Consider the following 21112-nt stretch of genomic DNA (forward strand, 5'->3'; position numbering starts at 1 on the left):
ATGAGCGAAAATACAATAGAAGCCCGTCTGCTGGAAGCACAACGAGATGCATTGCTGGACTATTTTATTGGTCAGGTAGTTGCTCACTCTCCTACGATGGCGTCGCAGCGTGACGATATTAAAAGTGTGGATGATGTCTATGATTATCTGCTATTGGATATTATGGTTTCTGCGAAAGTCAACACTAGCCGTGTCGCAATGGCAACCAACACCCTGCAACAATACATTAACCGCATCTCGCTAAATATTGAAAAAGGCCTGTTTATGACCGTAGAGGAGAGCGAGAACTGGCAAGAATTTGCGAACCGTTATGGCTACTGGTCCGCCGATCGCATGCTCAGAACCTACCCGGAAAGTTATTTGGAACCAACGTTACGGCTGAATAAAACCGAGTTTTTCTTTCAGTTAGAAAGCAGCCTGAATCAAGGGAAAATTACTGAAGGATCTGTACAACAGGCAGTGCTAGGGTATTTAAACAATTTTGAAGATGTCAGCAATCTAAAAGTCATTGCCAGTTATGAAGATGGCGTTGGAATCACGCGTGATAAGTTTTTCTTTATCGGACGCACACGAACCCAGCCTTACCAATACTACTGGCGCTCTCTGAATCTGTCTATTCGTCACCCAGATACTGATGCACTTTCGCCCAATGCCTGGAGTGAATGGCGTTTGATTGACTTGCCGTTGGGAGGCGTAGAAAGTACAGCGATACGCCCTATCTTTTTAAATAACCGCTTATATATTGCCTGGGCAGAAAGCGAAGAAGTTATCCCCACGTCAACAAATATGCGTATATTTACGGGCACAGCGGAAGAACCGAAAACCTACAACACGCAATTAAAAATCGCCTACGCAAAATATGATGGAACCTGGAGTGCCCCAAGTACCTTACGAGGAGGCGAGTTACCCTATCAGATGACCGATATGGTTGCCGTCATGGATGTCATGCAAGGCGAACCGAAGCTCGCTGTTATTGCCTTTACTCGTCTTCAAGGTACAGACCCAGAAACTGGCGACTATGATTACGACTATTGTTTCGAATTTATCTGCGATACCTTGCTGGCGGAAATTACCGATCTACCTGACACATCGGAAAAATATGCCGCAGATCTGGTGTGGTATTACTCCCGCGAGCATAAAGATGAATCTGGAACCCCCATACCTTACCGTACTATGGTGCTTTACCCGGCAACACGTAATACCAAATATATGATTGCGGGAGAAGCTAAGGAAGAAGGCAACGCAAAGCTAGGAAAAGGGACGATAGAACTTGTTGTCGATTTTGTCTACGGCTCCAGTACCGAACTTCAACTGACCGCCAGATCGACTTTTGATTATGGTTCTGATCCACTTCATGACAACTTTCCAGACGAAATTGAGTTCTGCATTTGGCAGCTCAATATCACCAAAACTCTAGATGATGATGGGCAAGAAATCGAAGTCCAGTCTGGGGAAAAACTAGGATCAGTTACCATACACAAACATCAACCGGTACCAGAACTTGTTGTTCCCCGCTTAGATCTGGAAGACCACCGCTCCGTTACATTAAAAGCTGGAATTGATATCGTCGGCGGTGGATCATATACCAATGATTATCGAGTCGGGATGTTGATCCGTCCGTTAGTTCAATTCAAAGAAGAACGCCAGGTTCAATACCTTTCCTTCCCACCGGATGATGATGAAAATATTCCACCCACCATTCGGCTAAATACCTTGTTTGCCAAAGAATTAATCAGCCGCGCCAGCCAAGGAATTCATCAAGTACTCAGTTGGGATACTCAGCATATTAAGGAACTCCCTCTCCCGCCACACAGTGGAATGACAGCCATTGATCTCGATGGCGCCAACGGTATCTATTTCTGGGAACTGTTTTTCCATATGCCATTCTTAGTGGCCTGGCGCTTAAATATCGAACAGAGACTTGAAGAAGCCACACAGTGGTTACACTATATATTCAATCCGCTGGAAGATGCCGAAAACGCGGAGTTATCCAAAGGAAAACCTCGTTACTGGAACAGTCGGCCACTGCTTGATCCACCACCGAAATTTATGCGCAGTTTTACCCAACCTACAGATCCTGACGCCATAGCCGCCAGTGAACCCATTCACTACCGCAAAGCTATTTTCCGCTTCTATCTGAAAAATCTACTGGATCAAGGTGACCGGGAATATCGCAAGCTTACACCGACATCACGCATTGTCGCACGACTGCTCTATGCATCAGCTAACTCTCTGCTTGGAACCAGTCCAGATATTCAACTTGCCGCTGAATGGAAACCTCTGACGCTGGAAGACGCGGCAACCTATACCCATTCTCAACCACGTCAACTGGAAGTGATGATGGCTGACACACTGCCACTGCTGCCGGTAACATGGGATTCATCAGTAGCCAATCAACCCTCTGATTTATTCCGCAAACCAGTTGATACGGAATATCTAAAACTCTGGGAACTACTCGCGCATCGTCTGTACAACCTGCGCCATAATTTGACCCTGGACGGAAAAGAGTATCCCGCGGGACTTTTCGATGAATTGATTAGCCCTCGCGATTTGCTAAAACAGCGCTATCAACGTGTTGTCGCTAATCGTCAGGCTGGCGCTAAACGAATGTCGATCCCCAACTACCGTTTCGCACCGGTGTTTAACCGAGCAATGAGTGGGGTGGAGACATTAATTCAATATGGTAATAACCTGCTCAGTTTACTGGAACGTAAAGATAATCTGGATTTCGAACGATTCAGAATGCAGCAACAGTTGGGGTTATATAGTTTTACACTGAATCTGCAACAACAAATGATCGATATTAATCAAGCTTCCTTGGATGCACTAAATGTGAGCCGTCGTGCCGCTCTTGAACGGCAACAGCACTATCAAGCTCTGCATGATGAAGATATCTCCGGCTCCGAACAGGAAGTCATTGCGCTACAGGCCGGCGCGGCTGACGCGGTGATTGCGGCACAAGCCATCTCGACCGCAGGGGCAGTCGCCGATCTTGTACCCAATATTTTCGGCTTCGCAATGGGAGGGATGCAATACGGGGCCCCACTAAGGGCTATTGCAGAAGGTATACGCATTGAGTATGAATCCAAAAATGCAAAAGCGAACAGCCTGAGCGTTTCAGAAAATTACCGTCGCCGCCGTCAGGAATGGGAAATTCAATATAAACAGGCTGAAATTAACGTTGAAGAAATCGATCAACAAATTGCTATTCAGAACCGCCAATTGCAAGCATCCATCACTCAGCTATCCCAGATACAAGCCCAAAAAGAACACGATAATACGCTGTTAGAGTATTTTTCCCAGCGGTTCACCAGCGAAAGTTTGTACATGTGGATGATAAGTCAAATATCCGCACTGTATTTACAAGCTTACGACGCCGTAATGTCTCTCTGTTTATCTGCTGAGGCTTCCTGGCAATATGAAATGGGGAAATTTGACACACAATTTATTCAAGGCGGCGCCTGGAACGATCTTTACCAAGGGCTGCTGGCAGGCGAGTCTTTGAAGCTTTCCTTACAGCGTATGGATCAAGAGTATATAAAACAGAACGTTCGCCGACTGGAAGTCGTTAAAACCATTTCATTAAAATCACTGCTAACCTCTCAAGCATGGGAAGCAGGTAAGTCAACGGGGCGCTTTAATTTCCCTCTGGACGCTGACATGTTTCTCAAGGATTATCCCGGTCATGTTGATCGCCGTATAAAAACTGTTTCGGTTTCTTTAGCCACTCTGGTAGGCCCTTACCAAGATATTCGCGCAACATTGACACAAACCAGCAACAGCATTAACTATGCAGAAGACATTGATACCATCGACCATCTCCTTGATCCGCTTATATATAACGAACCTCGAAGCTTACTCCGTAATGTTCAGGCTAACCAGACAGTGGTGTTATCAACCGGTGTAGATGACAGCGGCATGTTCCGACTTGATTTCCAAGATGAACGTTTCCTGCCCTTTGAGGGAACAGGGGTATTTTCTAACTGGACTCTGGAGTTTGGTGATGATCAATCTGATCTGCTGGAAAAGATGAGCGACATTATCATTCATCTGCGTTATACGGCACGTCCTGGCAGCGACAGCTTCGCTAAAAAAGTCAAACAGCGATTACTACAGCACGAAGCTCAAAAAAAACAAGACTAACCGACTCACATTTCGCACCTCAGTAATGAGGTGTGAAAAACATAAAGGTAAAAAAAATGACTGATAATAGGAAATATCAATATACCTGCAAAAAAGCCATGTCCGATGCCAGTGAAAATATCGGAGCACCGCTAACCGCCTGGAGCAATCAATCCGGTGGAGAAACCTATTACGTTATCTTTGATGGTCAAGTCTATAAAAACACTTACTGGGTAGAACGTTGGCACATTCCTGAACGTAACAATATTCCATCATACGAAAATGCCTGGCTCTGGGTAAGAGAAGCAACGGCGGAAGAAATCGCTAATCACGGTAATCCTAAGGAAGGCACCGTTGAACCTATCCCCGGAGATGTCGCCATCCTAAAACCCGATGCTCTCACAGAACAGACTTATCAGGAAAAGGGCTATAAGCCTGATGGATCAGGCACGAATCTGTCTTACACCTCTGCACGAGTATGCCATTCCCTCTATAACCCATATGAAACAGATAAGACACGCCCTAAAGTTTCTGCCTATATCACTGACTGGTGCCAGTACGATGCGCGTTTGCCTTCAAACAAGGATAAAGATGAAGATGACGACCCGGGTCGCGGGTTTAATCTGGCTGATATTCCGCCAACCGCCTATGACAGATTGGTATTCAGCTTTTTAGGTATTTATGGCGATAAAGGAGAAAAAAGTGAAAAAATCAACTTGTCTGCCGAGGGTTGGAATAAACAATTAAAACCGGAAGATCCTCCTATCACATTCGGCCACATCGTTCCCGTTGACCCTTATGGCGATCTAGGAACCACACGCAACGTCGGATTACCCGATGAAGACAAAAGAGATGCCGGTCCTAATACATTCTTGCAATATTATAATCAGCAAGCCGCATCGGGCTTACTCGGAGGGCTGCGGAACTTGCAACAACAGGCCAAACTGGCAGGCCATCGTTTGGAACTGGCATTCAGTATCGGCGGCTGGAGTATGTCCGGTTACTTTTCTCCAATGTTAAAAGACACTGTGCAACGCAAGACCTTTATTGACAGCATTATTGACCTCTTCCAACGTTTCCCCATGTTTACCGCTGTCGATATCGACTGGGAATACCCAGGCACCACTGGCGCAGACGGCAATGAGTACGATGAAATTAATGATGGACCTAACTACGCCATACTGATTAAAGAATTGCGTCAGGCTTTGGATCGGGCATTCGGCACCAGTGCCAAAAAACAGATCACAATTGCGTCCAGTGCTGTCGTTGGGAAGCTGAAAAAATCCAATATCAAAGAACTTATTCGCAATGGCTTGGATAATATCTTTGTCATGACTTACGACTTCTTTGGAAACGGATGGGCAGAATATATTGGACATCACACCAATCTCTATTCTCCTGACTATGCGTCAGAAGATCCTGATCGCCTGTACGATCTCTCCGCTGATGAAGCAATTAAATACCTTATTGAAGTTGAAGGAGTTCCCCCCGGAAAAATTCACCTTGGTTTTGCCAACTATGGCCGTTCCTGTGTAGGTGCTGATCTGAAAACCCGTCTATACAACCGTAATGGTCAAGCCCTAGGCACAATGGAAAACGGAGCGCCTGAATTTTTCTGTTTGCTGAACAATCAATTTGATTGTGAGCAACAACTCGCATGGGCAAAAAATGGTTTTAAATTAATGACGGACACCGCCACCGACGCAGACTTTCTTTATAACAGCACAGGCGGACATTTTATCTCTCTAGATACCCCTCGCACGGTGTTCAAAAAAGGCATTTACGCAACGGAACATAAGCTAGGAGGCATATTCTCTTGGTCCGGCGATCAAGATTGCGGCCTATTGGCAAATGCAGCCAGAGAGGGAGCCGGCTATATTCCGATTAAAGGTAAAGAAAAAATTGATATGGGGCCACTGTATAACCGGGGAGAACTTGTAGAACTTCCTGATGTTAATAAAAAATAATCTCACTTCCTCCTAAGCATAAATAAGCTTTAATCAAGTGCCGCTCATCACAATGAGCGGCATCCTAATTTCTTTCTCAGTCATCATATTTCCTCAAAAGCTGCATTAGACAGTCACCATCACCTGTCTTCTATTCTCTGTCTTCATTTGACATTCTCAAAGATATAGACCGCACCCGCGCCAGACACAGAACCAACTTTGGTTAAACTCGCACCAACTGCCAAATTCGTTCCCGCCTTATTCAAACTGATAGCCTTACCAAAATCATTTAAATTGTCTGAATTACCTGAAGGGTCCAAAATCTCGATAGGTTTTTCCATATTCCACTTACCATTCAGATAGGTATACACATATACCCGGGAAGCCGCCCCCACTACCAAACTGTTTCCCGCATCATTCAGTTTGATGGCATTGCCAAAATACGCTACGCCACTTGCAGGAGCCGAAAACTTAATGGGATTTTGCCTATCCCAGATCCCATTGGTACGCATATACAGATAAACCTTCCCCTTGGTGGGTAAATAATAATCCGCCCCCACCGCCAGACGATCTCCCGCTGCATTCAGGCTAAAAACCCAGTTAAGAAGGGGTACGCCACCTTTAGTGGCAAGCTTAATGGGATTTTCTATATCCCAGATCCCATTCGTGCGTGTATACACATAAACCGTATTTATTGAAGGATAAGAAGGATAAGAAACATCAGCACCATGCACCGCCAGACAGTTTCCCGAAGTACTCAGGCAGACAGTCGGACTAACCCCTTCCGCCCCCGGAGGAACCAACTTAATGGGGTTTTCTCTATCCCAGATCCCATTCGTACGTCTATACATATAAAACGAATAGCGGTCGCCACCCACCACCAGACAGTCTCCTGCTCCGCTCAAGCTGACATTCACAACAAAATATTCTTCTGTACTTTCGATCGTAAACACCACGGGATTTTTTGTATCCCAGATGCCATTCGTGCGCGTATACACACAAGCTTCCGCGTTTTGAGAACCAATTTTGTATCCCAACGCTAGGCAATCTCCCGCCGCATTCAAACTGATATCCCATGAAGAACTACGAGATCTATTTCCATTAGCCTCAAACACAACAGGAGTACTTGTATTCCACCCACTCTTCCCGCCTGTATACACACAGACTTTATCACCCACCCCAACTGCTAAACAGTCTCCCGCTGCGCTCATGCTAACAGAGGCGCCAAAGCGCTCATTCGCTTTAGGGGAAGGAGAAACAATACGTGTTATTTTTTTACCAGTCATAATATGTCCTCAAAAGCCGTATTAGGCAGTCACCGTCATCTGTTCTCTCTTTCACCATCATCTTTTCCTCATTTAGCTAGTCGTAAAGGTAAACTTTCCCTTCTCCACTCTTCCAGCCCAGCTAAACGCCGATCCTCCGCCGCTATTTGTGCCAATTGAGTATAATTTTCACTTTTCGGCAGGGAATATAATTTAAACCAAGATTTAACCTCCTCTTTATTCAACAGATTATTCTCTCTGGATGTAGATATCTTATTATGAGCCATTGATTACCTCCAATGCAGAATGACAGATAAGTTAACGTTGCCACACACCGTTCTATTTTTTTATTTTCGATATAAACAATATCCTGGCTTTATCCCTCTCTTAAAGTTAATTCGATTAAAATCAACCCATTAAAAAAATCACCAAAAAAGCAAAAAAATAATCAACAACATAACAAAACATCATTATTTAAATATAATCTTTTTATTATCATTCAGTAAATGTATTTCATTTTAATTTCCAAAGAAAACTTAGCACATATTCAAACAATATCAAAATCATAATTACCCATGTTAAATAATTCGCAATCGCAAACAAAACCAATATAAAGACAAGAATAATGGTTAATAAATAAATTTAAAACTCCTCATAAATACAATTACCACCAAATTGAAAATAATATAAAATCACCCGAGATGATAACATCATATCCTTTTACAATATGTCCCTGTTATGTTTATTAGTTTTTCTCAGATGTTATCATGTGCTTATTTTCCATCTTTGAAGGTAAAAAAACAAAATAATTGTTAGATACCCATATTCTATTATGTGCCACCAATAACTCTACAAAAACTGAATAAGAGAACAATTGAATTAATTAATCATGATGCTAACACACTTTTTTAGCGAAAAACGCCGTAAACCTTCATCTAATGCGAACGGGGATAATAAGGCGAAAAATCCGAAGGATTTTAAAAAGCAATCCGACATCTCCGAATTAATATCCAGTTTAGTGATTATAGTTATCATTTGACATTCTCAAAAACATAAACTGCACCGGCTTTGGATTTAGAATCAACACTCTCCGAATCTGCACCAACAGCAAAACCCGTTCCCGCCTTATTCAGGCTGATAACATTACCAAAATCATTTAAATTGTCTGAATTTCCTAAAGGATTCAAAATCTCCATAGGTGTTTCCATATTCCACTTATCATTTAGGCAGGTATACACATATACCCTGGAATACGCCCCCACTACCAAGCGATCTCCCGCATCATTCAGTTCGAGAGAGCGGCCAAAATATGTTACGTCACTTGCAGGAGCTGAAAACTTAATGGGATTTTCTTTATCCCAGATCCCATTCGTGCGCTTATACAAATAAACCTCCCCATCTGTGGAGTTATAAAACTCTATCCCCACCGCTAAGCGATCTCCTGCTGCATTCAGGCTAAAAGCCCTACCTATTGATAGGTTATCTTCAGGGACCTTGAACTTAATGGGGTTTTCTCCATCCCAGATCCCATTTGTGCGTGTATACACATAAATCATGGGAGCGTAATCACGCACCGCCAGACAGTTTCCCGCGGCACTTAGGTGGGCAATCCAGCCAAACTCATAAGAATCCGAAGGGATCGGAATCTGAATGGGGTTTTCTGTATCCCAGATCCCATTCCGGCGCATAAATATACGGAACGGAAGGTAGTGTTTGCCCCCACCCACCAGACAGTCTCCCGTGGCGCTCAAGCTGACATTCACACCAAAGTATTCAATTCCAATCGGAAACACTACGGGATTTTTTGTATCCCAGACGCCCTTCCTGCGCGTATACACACAAACCCGCCCTCGGTTATAAGTGGGATACGGCAACATGTTTCCCAACGCTAGGGTATCGCCAGCCGCATCCAGACTGACATCCCATGAAGATCTATGATATTCATCTTCAAAAGCCTCAAACACAATCGGCTTGCCTATATTCCACTCACCACTCTTCCGGCGCGTATATACATAGACTCTATTAATCATCCCAACCGCTAAGCAGTCTCCCGCTGCGCTCATGCTAACAGAGGCGCCAAAGCGCTCATTCTCTTTGGGGGAGGGAGAAACAATTCGCGTTATCATAGTACGTTTCAAACCCAACACCTGCGTGATCTCCATCCGCTCTCGCCGCGATAAACTGAAAAAATCCGCAAATTGAACCTGCCGATCAGCATCCAATTTCAGATACCCTCCTCCATCAAAAGAGAGTCCACCTTCTGGTTTCAGTGATAGCGCCAAAGCGCCCTGATTAGAATTTAACCCGCCAGAATGATGAGTGTTGAGGGCCAATTTTCCTTTGCTATCTCGTTTCAGCCCTGCGATTGGACCATCACCCTGAGCGCCATCAATGATTTCAGATGCCTTATATGCCTCATCAATCAAATGGGAAAAGGCTTCCGGCATCAGCCGAACACCAGACTTAAAACTCGCTTTCAAAGAATCAACAGTACTAATTTCTTTATCAGCCATCATATTTCCTCAAAAGCCACATCAGACAGTTCTCTGTTTTCTGTTTTCTGTTCTCTGTCCTCTGTCCTCTATTTGACATTCTCAAAGATATAGACTGCACCGGCTCCGGACTTAGAATCGACACTTTCTGACGTTGCCCCAACAACCAAACTCGTCCCCGTCTTATTCAGTCCGACAGACCCACCAAAAAGATTTAAATTGTCTGAAGGGTTCAAAATCTCCATAGGTGTTTCTATATTCCACTTATTATTCAGACAGATATACACATACACCTTGGCAGCAGCCCCCACCGCCAGACGATCCCCCACATCATTCAGTTCGAGAGAGCGTCCAAAATCTGTTACGTCACTTGCAGGAGCCGAAAACTTAATAGGATTTTCGCTATCCCAAATCCCATTTGTGCGCGTATACAGATAAACCTTTCCATTAATAATGGGGGAATTCTCATCCGCCCCCACCGCCAGACGATCTCCCTCTGCATTCAGGCTAAAAACCGTGCCAAAACGGGATGAACTATCTTTAGGCGCCTTGAGCTGAATGGGGTTTTCTCTATCCCAGATCCCATTCGTGCGGGTATACACATAAATCGTGCCTCTTTCTCCAAACACCGCCAGACAGTTTCCCGCGGCACTCAGGCGGGCAACCCTGCCAAACTCAGAAGAATCCGAAAGGTTCGGAAACTTAATGGGATTTTTTGTATCCCAGATCCCGTTCGTGCGTGTAAACAAATGGATCGTAGAGAGGTATCCGTTCGCAACCACCGCCATCAGACAGTCTCCTGCCGCACTCAAGCTGACATTCTTACCAAGGTATTGACCAGCACCCGGAAACCAAATGGGATTTCTCGCATCCCAGACGCCATTCGTACGTATATATATACAAGCTATCCTGCTGCTTCCCAACGCCAGGCAATCTCCCATCGCATCCAGACTGACATTCAATGAATCGCTCACTACACTACCACCATGTTCAAACACAGTAGCCGTGCTTGTATTCCATTCACCGCTCTTCCGGCGCGTATACACATAGGCTTTATTCTCCATCCCAACCGCTAAGCAATCTCCCACCGCGTTCAAGCTAACAGAACTACCAAAGGACTCCCACTTTTTGGGGAAGGGAGAAACAATTCGCGTTATCATGGTTCGTTTCAAACCCAACAACTGCGTGATCTCCATCCGTTCACGCCGCGACAAACTGAAAAAATCCGCAAACTGAACCTGCTGATCGGCATCCAATTTCAGATACCCTCCTCCATCAAAAGAGAGTCCACCTTCTGGCTTCAAGGATAGCGCCAAAGCCCCTTGTTCAGGGTTTAACCCGCCAGAATAATAAGTGTTGAGGGCCAGTTTTCCTTGACCATCCCGTTTCAGCCCCGCGGTCGGACCATCATCCTGAGCGCCATCAATGATTTCATATACCTTATATGCCTCATCAATCAAATGGGAAAATGCTTGAGGCATGAGCCGAACACCAGACTTAAAACTCGCTTTCAATGAGTCAACAGTACTAATTTCTTTATCAGTCATAATATGTCCTCAAAAGCCGTATTAGACAGTCACCGTCACCTATCTTCTGTCCTCTGTCTTCTATTTGACATTCTCAAAGATATAAACTGCACCGGCTTCAGGCGCAGAATCAACCTTGTTTGAAACTGCACCAACCGCCAAACTCGTTCCTAACTTATTCAAACTGACAGCCTTACCAAAACCATTTAAATTGTCTGAATTGCCTGAGGGGTCCAAAATCTCGATAGGCGTTTCCATATTCCACTTATCATTCAGACAGGTATACACATACACCTTGGAAGCCGCCCCCACTGCCAGACGGTTTCCCGCATCATTCAGTTCGAGAGAGCGGCCAAAATACGTTACATCACTTGCAGGAGCCGAAAATTTAATGGGATTTTCTGCATCCCAGGCCCCATTCGTGCGCGTATACAGATAAACCTTTCCACTAATAATGGGTAAATCATCATCCGCCCCCACCACCAGACGATCTCCCTCCGCATTCAAGCTAAGAACCTTGCCAAAACCGGATGAGCTATCTTCAGGGGGCTTGAACTTAATGGGGCGTTCATCCCAGGTCCCATTCGTGCGGGTATACACATAAACCGTGTTTCTTTCAGGTTTATAAGAATCATCGACAGCATGCGCCGCCAGACAGTTTCCCGAGGCACTCAGACAAATCGTGACCATCTCGTTACCAGAATTAAAAAAACCAAGCTTAATGGGATTTTTTGTATCCCAGATCCCATTAGTGCGGGTATACACCTCGAACGTATAGGTGTTCCCCCCCACCGCCAGACAGTCTCCTGCGGCGCTCAAGCTGACATACACACCACCAAAGAATTTATGCTGATCTTCCATCGGAAACACAATAGGACTTTTTGTACCCCAGACGCCATTCGTGCGCGTATACACACAAACCTGCATTCGGTTAGTATTAGTGAAGTATCCCACTGCCAGATTATCTCCCTTCGCATCCAGACTAACATTCCATGCAGCACTACGATACTTACCTCCATCAGCCTCAAACACAATGGGCGTGCTTGTATTCCAATCCCCCCACTTCCGGTACATATACAAATAGAGCACTTTCCCCATCCCAACCACTAAGCAATCTCCCGCCGCGTTCAGGCTAACAGAAGTGCCAAAGTGTTCATTCTCTTTAGGGGAAGGAGAAACAATACGCGTCATCATGGTGCCACGTTTCAAATCCAACAACTGAGCGATCTCCATCCGCTCCCGCCGCGATAAACTGAAAAAATCGGCAAACTGAACCTGCCGATCGGCATCCAATTTTAGACGCCTTCCTCCATCAAAAGAGAATCCACCTTCTGGCTTCAGTGATAGGGCCAAAGCCCCTCGTTCAAGGTTCAACCCGCCAGAATAGTCAGTGTCGAGGGCCAGTTTTCCTTTGTCATCTCGTTTCAGCCCTGCGGTCGGACCATCCCGCTTATCACCATCAATGATTTCATATGCCTTATATGCCTCATCAATCAAATGAGAAAATGCTTCAGGCATGGGCGGAACACCAGACTTAAAACTCGCTTTCAATGAGTCAACAGTGCTAATTTCTTTATCAGTCATAATATTTCCTCAAAAGCCGTATTAAACAATCACCGTCATCTGTTTTCTGTTCCCTGTTTTCTACCTCCTGTACCCGCATTCAATAACAACTTGGCAATTTGTTTCTGCGTCTCCTCAGGAAGCAATTTAAAAGCTTGGGCCGAAACCGCTACAGTCCCATCCACCGACAGCACTCCGGATTTATCTAACATCAATCCCCCATCGAGCTGTAGCTTTAACGCAAGCCCTTTCGGTTCCAACGAGATGCCATCACCAACCTTAACCGCCAAACGGTTGTCGACAACTTGCAACCCAACTCCCGGATGATAAGTTTGATCACTATCCCGCCAACCAAAAAGCTGTCGCCACAACGTAGCCCAATCAATCAGTGAATAAAATGCCGCCTCAGTCGGGATCTTACCAGGGGCGAAGCGGGCACTAAGCTGGCTAACCGTTTCATCTGTTATCTCTTTTGCCATCATTTTTTCCTCATTCAGCTAGTCGTAAAGGTAAACTTTCCCTTCTCCACTCTTCCAGCCACTGGCGCCAATCGCCAACGTATTGCCGTCACCGCTAAGACAAATGCCGGCACCAAATTTATGGTTTAATTCCCCATCCACTGCCAGTAATCTGCCCTGCGTAATCCATTGTTCATCCTGATAGCTAAACCACCATCCTGCACCGGTTTGCACACCTGTGTTATCTTTACCAACAGGTGTTGACACCACCAGTACCCGACCGTCGCCACTCAAAGAGAGTTCGCTACCAAACCTTTCCCCGGCAGTCACCGCTTCTCTCAATATCCCCATAGCTTGCCATGCATTACGGTAACGCTGGTACAAATAGACCGCACCAACATTGTTCTTCTCTCCCGGACACCCCACTGCCAAAATATCGCCGCTATCACTCAGGCTGAGACTGGCTCCAAAGCCGTCACTGCTGATGGTTAAAGGCGAAGTCAGCGAATTGAGTGGCGGTCGCGGCTGCCAATATTCCCCATGACGATGAAATATCGTCACTTCACCGTTATTACCATTACGCCCTGTTGCCGCCACCGCCAAAGTTGAACCATCAGCACTCAAGCTCAGTTTGCCGCCAAACATATCGCCCTGTGCCGGAGAAGCCAAGGTCAGACGTTCACCAAGCTGTGACCATTTCTTCCCGTCATACTGATAAAGATATACTGCGCCGCAGTTAGTCAATACACCCGATCTCCAGCCATAAGAACCTACTGCTAATAGTGTGCCATCAGCGCTTAGGCCCACAGCGCAACCGAAATGCTGCTGAACGTTCGCCTCACTAAGCCAAAGTTTGGCCGGTTTCTCCCACTCGCCATTTGACAATTTGCGATAAATAAACACTGAACCATGCCCGCCATCACTGTTCCGGTTATCAATGCCCACCGCGAGAACATTACCGTCTCTGCTCAGGCTGAGCGCTCTGCCGCCATAACCACTAACGTAATCAGCGAATTGCTGCCGCCAACCGTTATCGGTATAAGAAAATAGATATACGGGTTCCTTTCCTTCCGCCCCACTAAGCGCGATAGTTTTCCCATCGCCGCTGACACTGACAACAGAACCAAGGTTTTTATTGTCACCGTTGGCCGGCAAGTCAAATGCGGGCAACTGCACTGTACTCGCTGCCATCTCCCCAGCATGGATCAGCCAGCGGTAAAGTTCCCTTTGTTGTTCCTCCGTAAAACTCTCAAACAATTCCAGCGACAATTTAAAGTCGGGGCGTAATCCCAATTCGCCATTAATAAACTGTAAGCCGCTGTTCTTATCAATATTAACAGCAATTTCACGGTCTTCTCCGATATGCACCCCATCACCGGGATTCACTAAGAGTAAATTCACTTCATCCAGATCCCGGTTAAATCCTGCCCCTGGATTATTATCGATCTGACCTGGGTCCAGCCCAGCTAAACGCCGACCTTCCGCCGCTATTTGCACCAATTGAGCATAATTTTCACTTTTCGGCAGGGAATACAATTTAAACCAGGATTTAACTTCCTCTTTATCCAACAAATTATTCTCGCTGGATATAGTAGATGTCTTGCTGTTAGCCATTAATACCTCCAATACAGAATGACAAATAAATTAACGTTGCCACACGCCGTTCTATTCTTTTATTTTCGGAATAAACAATATTCTGGCTTTATCCCCCTCTTAATGTTTCTTTTCATTCTAATTGGCCGCTTTATCGGTAAATTTTGCAGAATCGTCTGGCGTGGCGATATGTTTAGCCCCCTAAACGGGCATTCCTTCTCTGGGTACAAACAACACCTCTGCGGCTTTTAGCTGTTCGTAGTCTTTCTTACGCCAGAAAAGTTCTTTATCGGCAAACTTCGCCAAATCGTCGGGCGTGGCAACATGTTTAATCCCCACACCACGTATTTTTTCTGCTGGTATAAACAACACCCTCACAGCTTCCATCTGTTTGTAGGTTTTCTCATTCCAGTAACCTTCTTCATCGACAAACTTCGCCAAATTATCGGGTGTAGCGACATGTTTAACGCCCAGACCAGGTGGAGTTTCTCCGGCGGGTGTAAACAACACTTCCGCAGTTTTCATCTGTTCATAGGTTTTTTCATTCCAGAAGAGTGATTGATCGGCAAACTTCGCCAAATCACTGGGTGTGGCAACATGTATCACGACAATATCTTCTTGATATAGCGGCGGTTCGGTGGACATAATGTTCCCCCTATTAATAATGTCAGACCTTGGTTATTTATAGCTGATACTGCCCTCGGCAGACTCGCTTCCGATAACACCTATTTAATATTTAATTTGACTACGTTATTCGTTTTTCGTGTGAAACAATCAGCTATATTTAAGCATTATAGAAAAGTGAATTTTTGCCAGCCATTTAATAAATTTTTAATTACTTTTTTTTAAAAATCTCACATAAAAAGATACCGTTTAAACAATATTCCACTGGTATCGCAACAACCATTAATTTAATTATATTTAAACTAATCAACCAAGGACTTTATTAGAGAAAACATAATAATCAATGACATTTATAAATGTTACGTATTTATACCAAGACATCCCACTGCCACATAATAAAAACATTTGGCAAATCAGACTAAATACAACAATTAAAAATAAATTTTCCAACATGACTAATAATCCATTTAAATGAAGAAGTTTATTAGTTAATTGTAAGGAATTAAAAATATAGAGATTTAAAATTAAAAAAATAGAGTTATTTCGCCAGTTTTATCTATTTGATAATAAGATTGGTAGTATAGAGAATGAGAGTTACCTGACGTTTTATTTAAGATTTCAAATCTATACCAAAACCGGTAACTCTCAATTTTTCAAGGGTTGTATCAGCTCAAGTCGCGCTTAATGTACATTAAATTAATCAATTATTTTCCAAATATTTTGGTTTTAGCCGGTATTCCGTCCGAGAATTTTGTACCACTCCAGTCTATCTGATTAGGCGGTATGCCAAACTTCTTCCATGTCAAATTAACGGGTACTCCAAGTATACATGCGGCAATAAACCGATGTTGACCATCCATGATATGGGTAAGCCCTGTCCGACTATTATGCCAGACAACGATTGATATTGGATTTCCATTTGTTTTGAAGCTTGCTATTTTTTCGTCAACAACTTTTTGAAAAACTTCTGCTTGAGCGGGTAGTGGTGCGAAATTCCCAATATCCCTTCGTCCTACAGGGCTGCCTTTTAATATTGATGTGTCATATGTACCCTCATTTCCTTTTAGTTGAGGTCCATTTGCTGTTTTTCTTAATGTTACGGGATTTAACATATTTTTATACATATTTAACTCTCATCCTTTTGAATTGTTTAGGGCATCAGATATTACTGAATTTTCCTTTCTCGTCACCCAATTTGGTGTGTTATTTTTTATCTTTCCTTTATCATTCTTTTATTCAATACTCGACTATTTAGTCCGTTATTTATTATTGCACTCAGTACGGATTGATTTATTTTTAAGCTATTTCGAAAATTTTTAACATCAGCCAGGATATAAAATCATCATTTATTAATTTGAAGTAAAAGGCATATTGGAAATAAATAACATATAGATTACATCCATTATTTATATCAAAATAGCGTAAAACCAGCACAATTAACGCACTGGTTTAGCAATAAAGTATTTTAAGTAACATCATCAATAATAGTGAATAAAATTACTGAGCTATTCCTGTTATACGATTTTTACTGACTTTAATTTTTAAAATCTTACTTTGAGCAAAAGCGTCATAAGCAATATTATCATGTCTTACACTGGTTTTATCAATCCCTACACATCCCGAATCATCCGAGTTTAAGCTCACAAACCAATACCAATTATAACCCCAGTTATCTACAGAAAAAGCATAAACTAATTTTCCTGTATAATCACCGTCAGCAGGTAGGTATTTTAAACAAGTAAAATCGCCTGGAACAGCTTCCTCCTCTATTTTATTAGCCGATACTTTTTCAGCTGCTACTCCTGTTCCAGCAATTAAAGATAAAAACAATCCTGCAAGAACACTCACTTTTTTATTTATCATAACAACTCCTTATTCATGTTAATTAACTTTGCCAAACTTCTGCTAGATATTACCTATGCAATATCCGTTCAGCCATATTAAAATAAGGAAAATACTGATAACTTAACTCAATCAGAAGGAGCTCATAAAAATCAATTAATAACAATTAGAAAAGTTATAATTATCACAATGAGATTTTAGTTAATTATTTTACAAGCCCATTTATCCACTTCTAATTTTGCCTCTGTCATAATTAAGCTAATATTAAACTAGGGGAACCCGGCATTGATATTATTCATTTTGATGATTAAAAATGACTATTACTGTCGAGAGATGATTATAACAGGTCATTTTGGAATAAAACGGCCTGCTATTTTCTATTGATACAGCTACCCGTTACCACCGATGGTCGCTGTCATACGAATTTGACGGTTATCGCTGATTTCAAGATTAGATAAAACCACTAATTGCGGCAAAGTTCTACGCAAGAAACGTGATAACAGCGGGCGTAATGCATGATTAACCAACAGTACCGGAGGCGCTCCCAACATTTCCTGACGTTGTAGTGCTTCCATTGCCTGCCGTTGTAAGTTATCCGCCAATCCGGGCTCCAGACCTCCGCCATTTTGCAACGCCTGAATTAATAAACGCTCAAGGCCCGCATCCAATCCGATGACCTGAATTTCCTGCGCACCGGGAAACCACTGTTGAGCAATTGCTCGGCCAAGTGCGATTCTAACCAAAGATGTCAATTCATAGGGATCAGTTTGTCCCGGGGCATGTTCAGCCAAGGTTTCAATAATTGTCCGCATATCCCGAATCGGCACTTGTTCGGACAACAGATTTTGCAGCACTTTATGCAAGGTTGTCAGATTCACAACATCAGGAATAAAGTCCTCCGTCAGTTTAGGCATCTCTTGGCTGACCCGCTCAAACAGTTGTTGCGCTTCCTGACGACCAAATAACTCATTCGCATATTGCGTCAACAGGTGATTCATATGGGTCGCAACCACCGTACTGGCGGCAACCACCGTATATCCCTGAACCTGAGCTTGTTCTCTGAGGCTGTCATCAATCCAAACCGCAGACAGACCAAAAGCGGGATCTTTCGTAATATCACCTTGCAATTCCCCCACGGCGCCACCGGGATTAATCGCCAGCCAGCGCCCCGGATGCGCTTCACCGCGACCAATTTCCACTCCTTTCATCAGAATACGGTAGCCAGCCGGAGCCAGTTCAAGGTTGTCCCGGATATGAACAACCGGTGGTAAGTATCCCATTTCTTGGGCAAATTTCTTACGAATACCGCTGATTCGCCCCAATAACTCACCATTCTGGCGAAAATCAACCATCGGGATCAGGCGATATCCCACTTCCATACCCAAGGGATCTTCAAGCTGAACATCAGACCATGAAGCCTCCGACGCCTGTTGTTGCTCTTCTATTTTTGGTTTTTCTGTGTTCATTACCGGCGCATCAGTGCGACGATATAGATACCAGCCAAGACCGGCCAACGCCACGGTAAATAACAGGAAAACAAAGTTTGGCATTCCCGGCACCATACCCAACAATCCGAGAACACCCGCACTCAACATCATCACTCTGGGGTTATTGAACAGTTGAGTCACCATCTGCTGACCAACATCCTGATCCGTTGCTACACGGGTAACAATCACACCCGCCGCAGTCGAAATAATCAGCGCAGGCAACTGTGCAACCAGACCATCACCAATGGTTAACAGGGTATAAGTCTCTCCCGCATCCCCAAGACTCATACCGTGTTGTGCCACACCGACAATTAAGCCGCCGACGACGTTGATAACCAAGATCATCAATCCGGCAATCGCGTCGCCGCGCACAAATTTACTGGCGCCATCCATCGAACCATAAAAATCCGATTCTTGGGTCACTTCCGTGCGGCGTTTCTTCGCTTCGTCTTCACCAATTAATCCGGCATTCAAATCGGCATCAATCGCCATCTGTTTACCCGGCATGCCATCGAGCACAAAACGGGCGCCCACTTCGGCAATTCGCCCCGCACCTTTAGTAATGACCATAAAGTTAATCAATACCAAGATGATAAATACCACAATCCCGATAGCGAAATTGCCGCCAACCAGAAAATGACCAAATGCTTCTACAACGCGCCCCGCCGCCGCAGAGCCAGTATGCCCTTCCAATAGAATGATACGGGTTGAAGCTACGTTAAGAGACAAACGCAATAATGTGGAGAACAGCAAAATGGTCGGAAATGCGGCGAAATCCAGCGTACGCCGGGTAAACATCGCCACCAGCAACACCATGATTGATAGCGCTATGTTAAACGTAAACAGCAAATCAAGCATGAATGGCGGCAATGGCAATACCATCATCGACAAAATCAAGAGGATCAATACCGGCCCGGCAAGCATTTGCCATTGCGAGCCTTTCATATTGCCCGGTAAACGAAGTATAGAGGCCAGATTAGCCATGACGATTATTTTCTCCAGCAAAATCCAGTGCTGGCGGCACTGGCAGATTTTCAGGTTTCTTCGGCTTCAAGCCGCCTTCCTGTTTCCAACGTTTCAATTGATAGACCCAGGCAATGACTTCCGCGACTGCCGCATAAAGTGTCGCGGGAATATGCCCGCCGACTTCACTATGGCGATAAAGTGCTCTGGCAAGTGGCGGCGCCTCAAGTAATGGAATGCGGTTTTCTGTACCTATTTCCTTAATACGTAAAGCAATTAACCCCGCCCCTTTCGCCAATACTTTCGGCGCGCTCATTGCTTTTTCGTCATATTTCAACGCAACAGCATAGTGAGTTGGGTTGGTGATAATCACATCCGCTTTCGGTACATCCGCCATTATACGCTGACGGGCAGCCGCCCGCTGTTGCTGACGGATACGCGCTTTAACATGTGGGTCCCCCTCTTGTTCTTTAAATTCATCCTTTATTTCCTGCCGGGTCATTCTCAGTTTTTTCAAATGGCTGTAGATCTGGTAAACAACATCAAAAGCCACCATCGGTATCAACATGAAAACAACCACATAACCGGCGAAGATCAGCATTTGCATAGCATCATCCAGCGCCAACAGTGGCGGTTGAGCTATCAGCCTCAACATGTCGGGCCAATTCATCCAAAGAAACAGTGCGGCCCCAATACCGACAAATCCTGCTTTAAGTAGTGCTTTGAATAATTCCGCTAACGCATTCATTGAGAAAATACGTTTCAGGCCAGAAATGGGATTTAATTTTTTCGCATCAAATTTGATGGATTTGGTACTGAACACTAACCCACCCAATAGCGCCGGGGCACTTAATGCAACTAACACTAATCCAGCAAAAACCGGCAACAAAGCCAAAACAGCCTGTTGAAGCAATCTGCCAATCTGTTGAACCATCTGCTTATCATTGCTGACCATACTGTGATCGAAGTTAAACCCTTCAAACACCATCAACGACAATTCATGCGTCATGGACTGACCACTCATCCAGAGCAAACTTAAGCCACTGGTCAACATCAATATAGAACTCAGCTCTCTGGAGCGGGCTATTTGCCCCTCTTTGCGGGCTTTCTCCCGCTTATGGGGCGTGGGTTCTTCTGTTTTCTCAAGATCGCTATCTTCGGCCACGGCTTTCCTTGTCAGATTTCTAAACGCTATCGCTCAGAAAATATGGAATCAAATAGCGGTTAGCAT

General features: G+C 44.3%; 14 protein-coding genes. 2 read left to right on the forward strand and 12 right to left on the reverse strand.

Going from position 1 to position 21112, the window contains the following annotated elements; genetic code table 11:
- Together Phpb_RS12580 and Phpb_RS12585 are read left to right on the forward strand one after the other, a co-directional pair.
- Nucleotides 1–4143: a Tc toxin subunit A-related protein gene (locus Phpb_RS12580; RefSeq protein WP_065390621.1), complete on the forward strand. Its 4143-nt coding sequence runs from the start codon at nucleotides 1–3 to the stop codon at nucleotides 4141–4143.
- Nucleotides 4144–4199: 56 nt separating this feature from the next.
- Nucleotides 4200–6089 carry a glycoside hydrolase family 18 protein gene (locus tag Phpb_RS12585; RefSeq protein ID WP_065390622.1) on the forward strand — a complete coding sequence of 630 codons (1890 nt, stop codon included), beginning with the start codon at nucleotides 4200–4202 and terminating at the stop codon, nucleotides 6087–6089.
- Nucleotides 6090–6232: 143 nt separating this feature from the next.
- On the opposite strand, the gene Phpb_RS12590 is transcribed toward Phpb_RS12585, so the two are convergent.
- From Phpb_RS12590 to flhB, 12 genes are all read right to left on the reverse strand, one after another.
- Nucleotides 6233–7354 (reverse strand): hypothetical protein, encoded by a 1122-nt coding sequence (locus tag Phpb_RS12590; protein WP_065390623.1) that lies wholly within the window; start codon nucleotides 7352–7354, stop codon nucleotides 6233–6235.
- A gap of 68 nt (nucleotides 7355–7422) precedes the next feature.
- The gene (locus tag Phpb_RS12595) at nucleotides 7423–7620 is read right to left on the reverse strand and encodes a hypothetical protein (RefSeq protein ID WP_065390624.1); all 198 of its coding nucleotides are present in this window, start codon (nucleotides 7618–7620) and stop codon (nucleotides 7423–7425) included.
- A gap of 744 nt (nucleotides 7621–8364) precedes the next feature.
- On the reverse strand, nucleotides 8365–9849 hold the full coding sequence (locus Phpb_RS12600) for a hypothetical protein (RefSeq protein ID WP_065390625.1): 1485 nt from the start codon (nucleotides 9847–9849) through the stop codon (nucleotides 8365–8367).
- A 65-nt stretch (nucleotides 9850–9914) separates the two neighbouring features.
- Nucleotides 9915–11375: a hypothetical protein gene (locus Phpb_RS12605; protein WP_065390626.1), complete on the reverse strand. Its 1461-nt coding sequence runs from the start codon at nucleotides 11373–11375 to the stop codon at nucleotides 9915–9917.
- Between the two features lie 57 nt (nucleotides 11376–11432).
- Nucleotides 11433–12938, reverse strand: a complete 1506-nt coding sequence (locus Phpb_RS12610) for a hypothetical protein (protein ID WP_065390627.1) — start codon at nucleotides 12936–12938, stop codon at nucleotides 11433–11435.
- A gap of 32 nt (nucleotides 12939–12970) precedes the next feature.
- A complete protein-coding gene (locus tag Phpb_RS12615) occupies nucleotides 12971–13393 on the reverse strand; it encodes a hypothetical protein (protein ID WP_065390628.1) in 423 nt (140 codons plus the stop codon).
- An 18-nt stretch (nucleotides 13394–13411) separates the two neighbouring features.
- Nucleotides 13412–14986 (reverse strand): WD40 repeat domain-containing protein, encoded by a 1575-nt coding sequence (locus Phpb_RS12620; protein ID WP_065390629.1) that lies wholly within the window; start codon nucleotides 14984–14986, stop codon nucleotides 13412–13414.
- A 180-nt stretch (nucleotides 14987–15166) separates the two neighbouring features.
- Nucleotides 15167–15610, reverse strand: coding sequence for a hypothetical protein (locus Phpb_RS12625; protein ID WP_065390630.1), 444 nt, complete (start codon nucleotides 15608–15610; stop codon nucleotides 15167–15169).
- Nucleotides 15611–16293: 683 nt separating this feature from the next.
- Nucleotides 16294–16713 (reverse strand): hypothetical protein, encoded by a 420-nt coding sequence (locus Phpb_RS12630; RefSeq protein ID WP_065390631.1) that lies wholly within the window; start codon nucleotides 16711–16713, stop codon nucleotides 16294–16296.
- A 373-nt stretch (nucleotides 16714–17086) separates the two neighbouring features.
- The gene (locus Phpb_RS12635) at nucleotides 17087–17452 is read right to left on the reverse strand and encodes a hypothetical protein (protein ID WP_065390632.1); all 366 of its coding nucleotides are present in this window, start codon (nucleotides 17450–17452) and stop codon (nucleotides 17087–17089) included.
- Between the two features lie 368 nt (nucleotides 17453–17820).
- Nucleotides 17821–19902, reverse strand: coding sequence for a flagellar biosynthesis protein FlhA (flhA, locus tag Phpb_RS12640; RefSeq protein ID WP_065390633.1), 2082 nt, complete (start codon nucleotides 19900–19902; stop codon nucleotides 17821–17823).
- Nucleotides 19895–21046: a flagellar biosynthesis protein FlhB gene (gene flhB / locus Phpb_RS12645; protein WP_065390634.1), complete on the reverse strand. Its 1152-nt coding sequence runs from the start codon at nucleotides 21044–21046 to the stop codon at nucleotides 19895–19897. Before flhB ends, flhA begins: the two co-directional genes overlap by 8 nt.
- Nucleotides 21047–21112: the final 66 nt, after the last annotated feature.

Origin of the sequence: Photorhabdus namnaonensis (assembly GCF_001684335.1) — a bacterium.
Taxonomy (GTDB): domain Bacteria; phylum Pseudomonadota; class Gammaproteobacteria; order Enterobacterales; family Enterobacteriaceae; genus Photorhabdus; species Photorhabdus namnaonensis.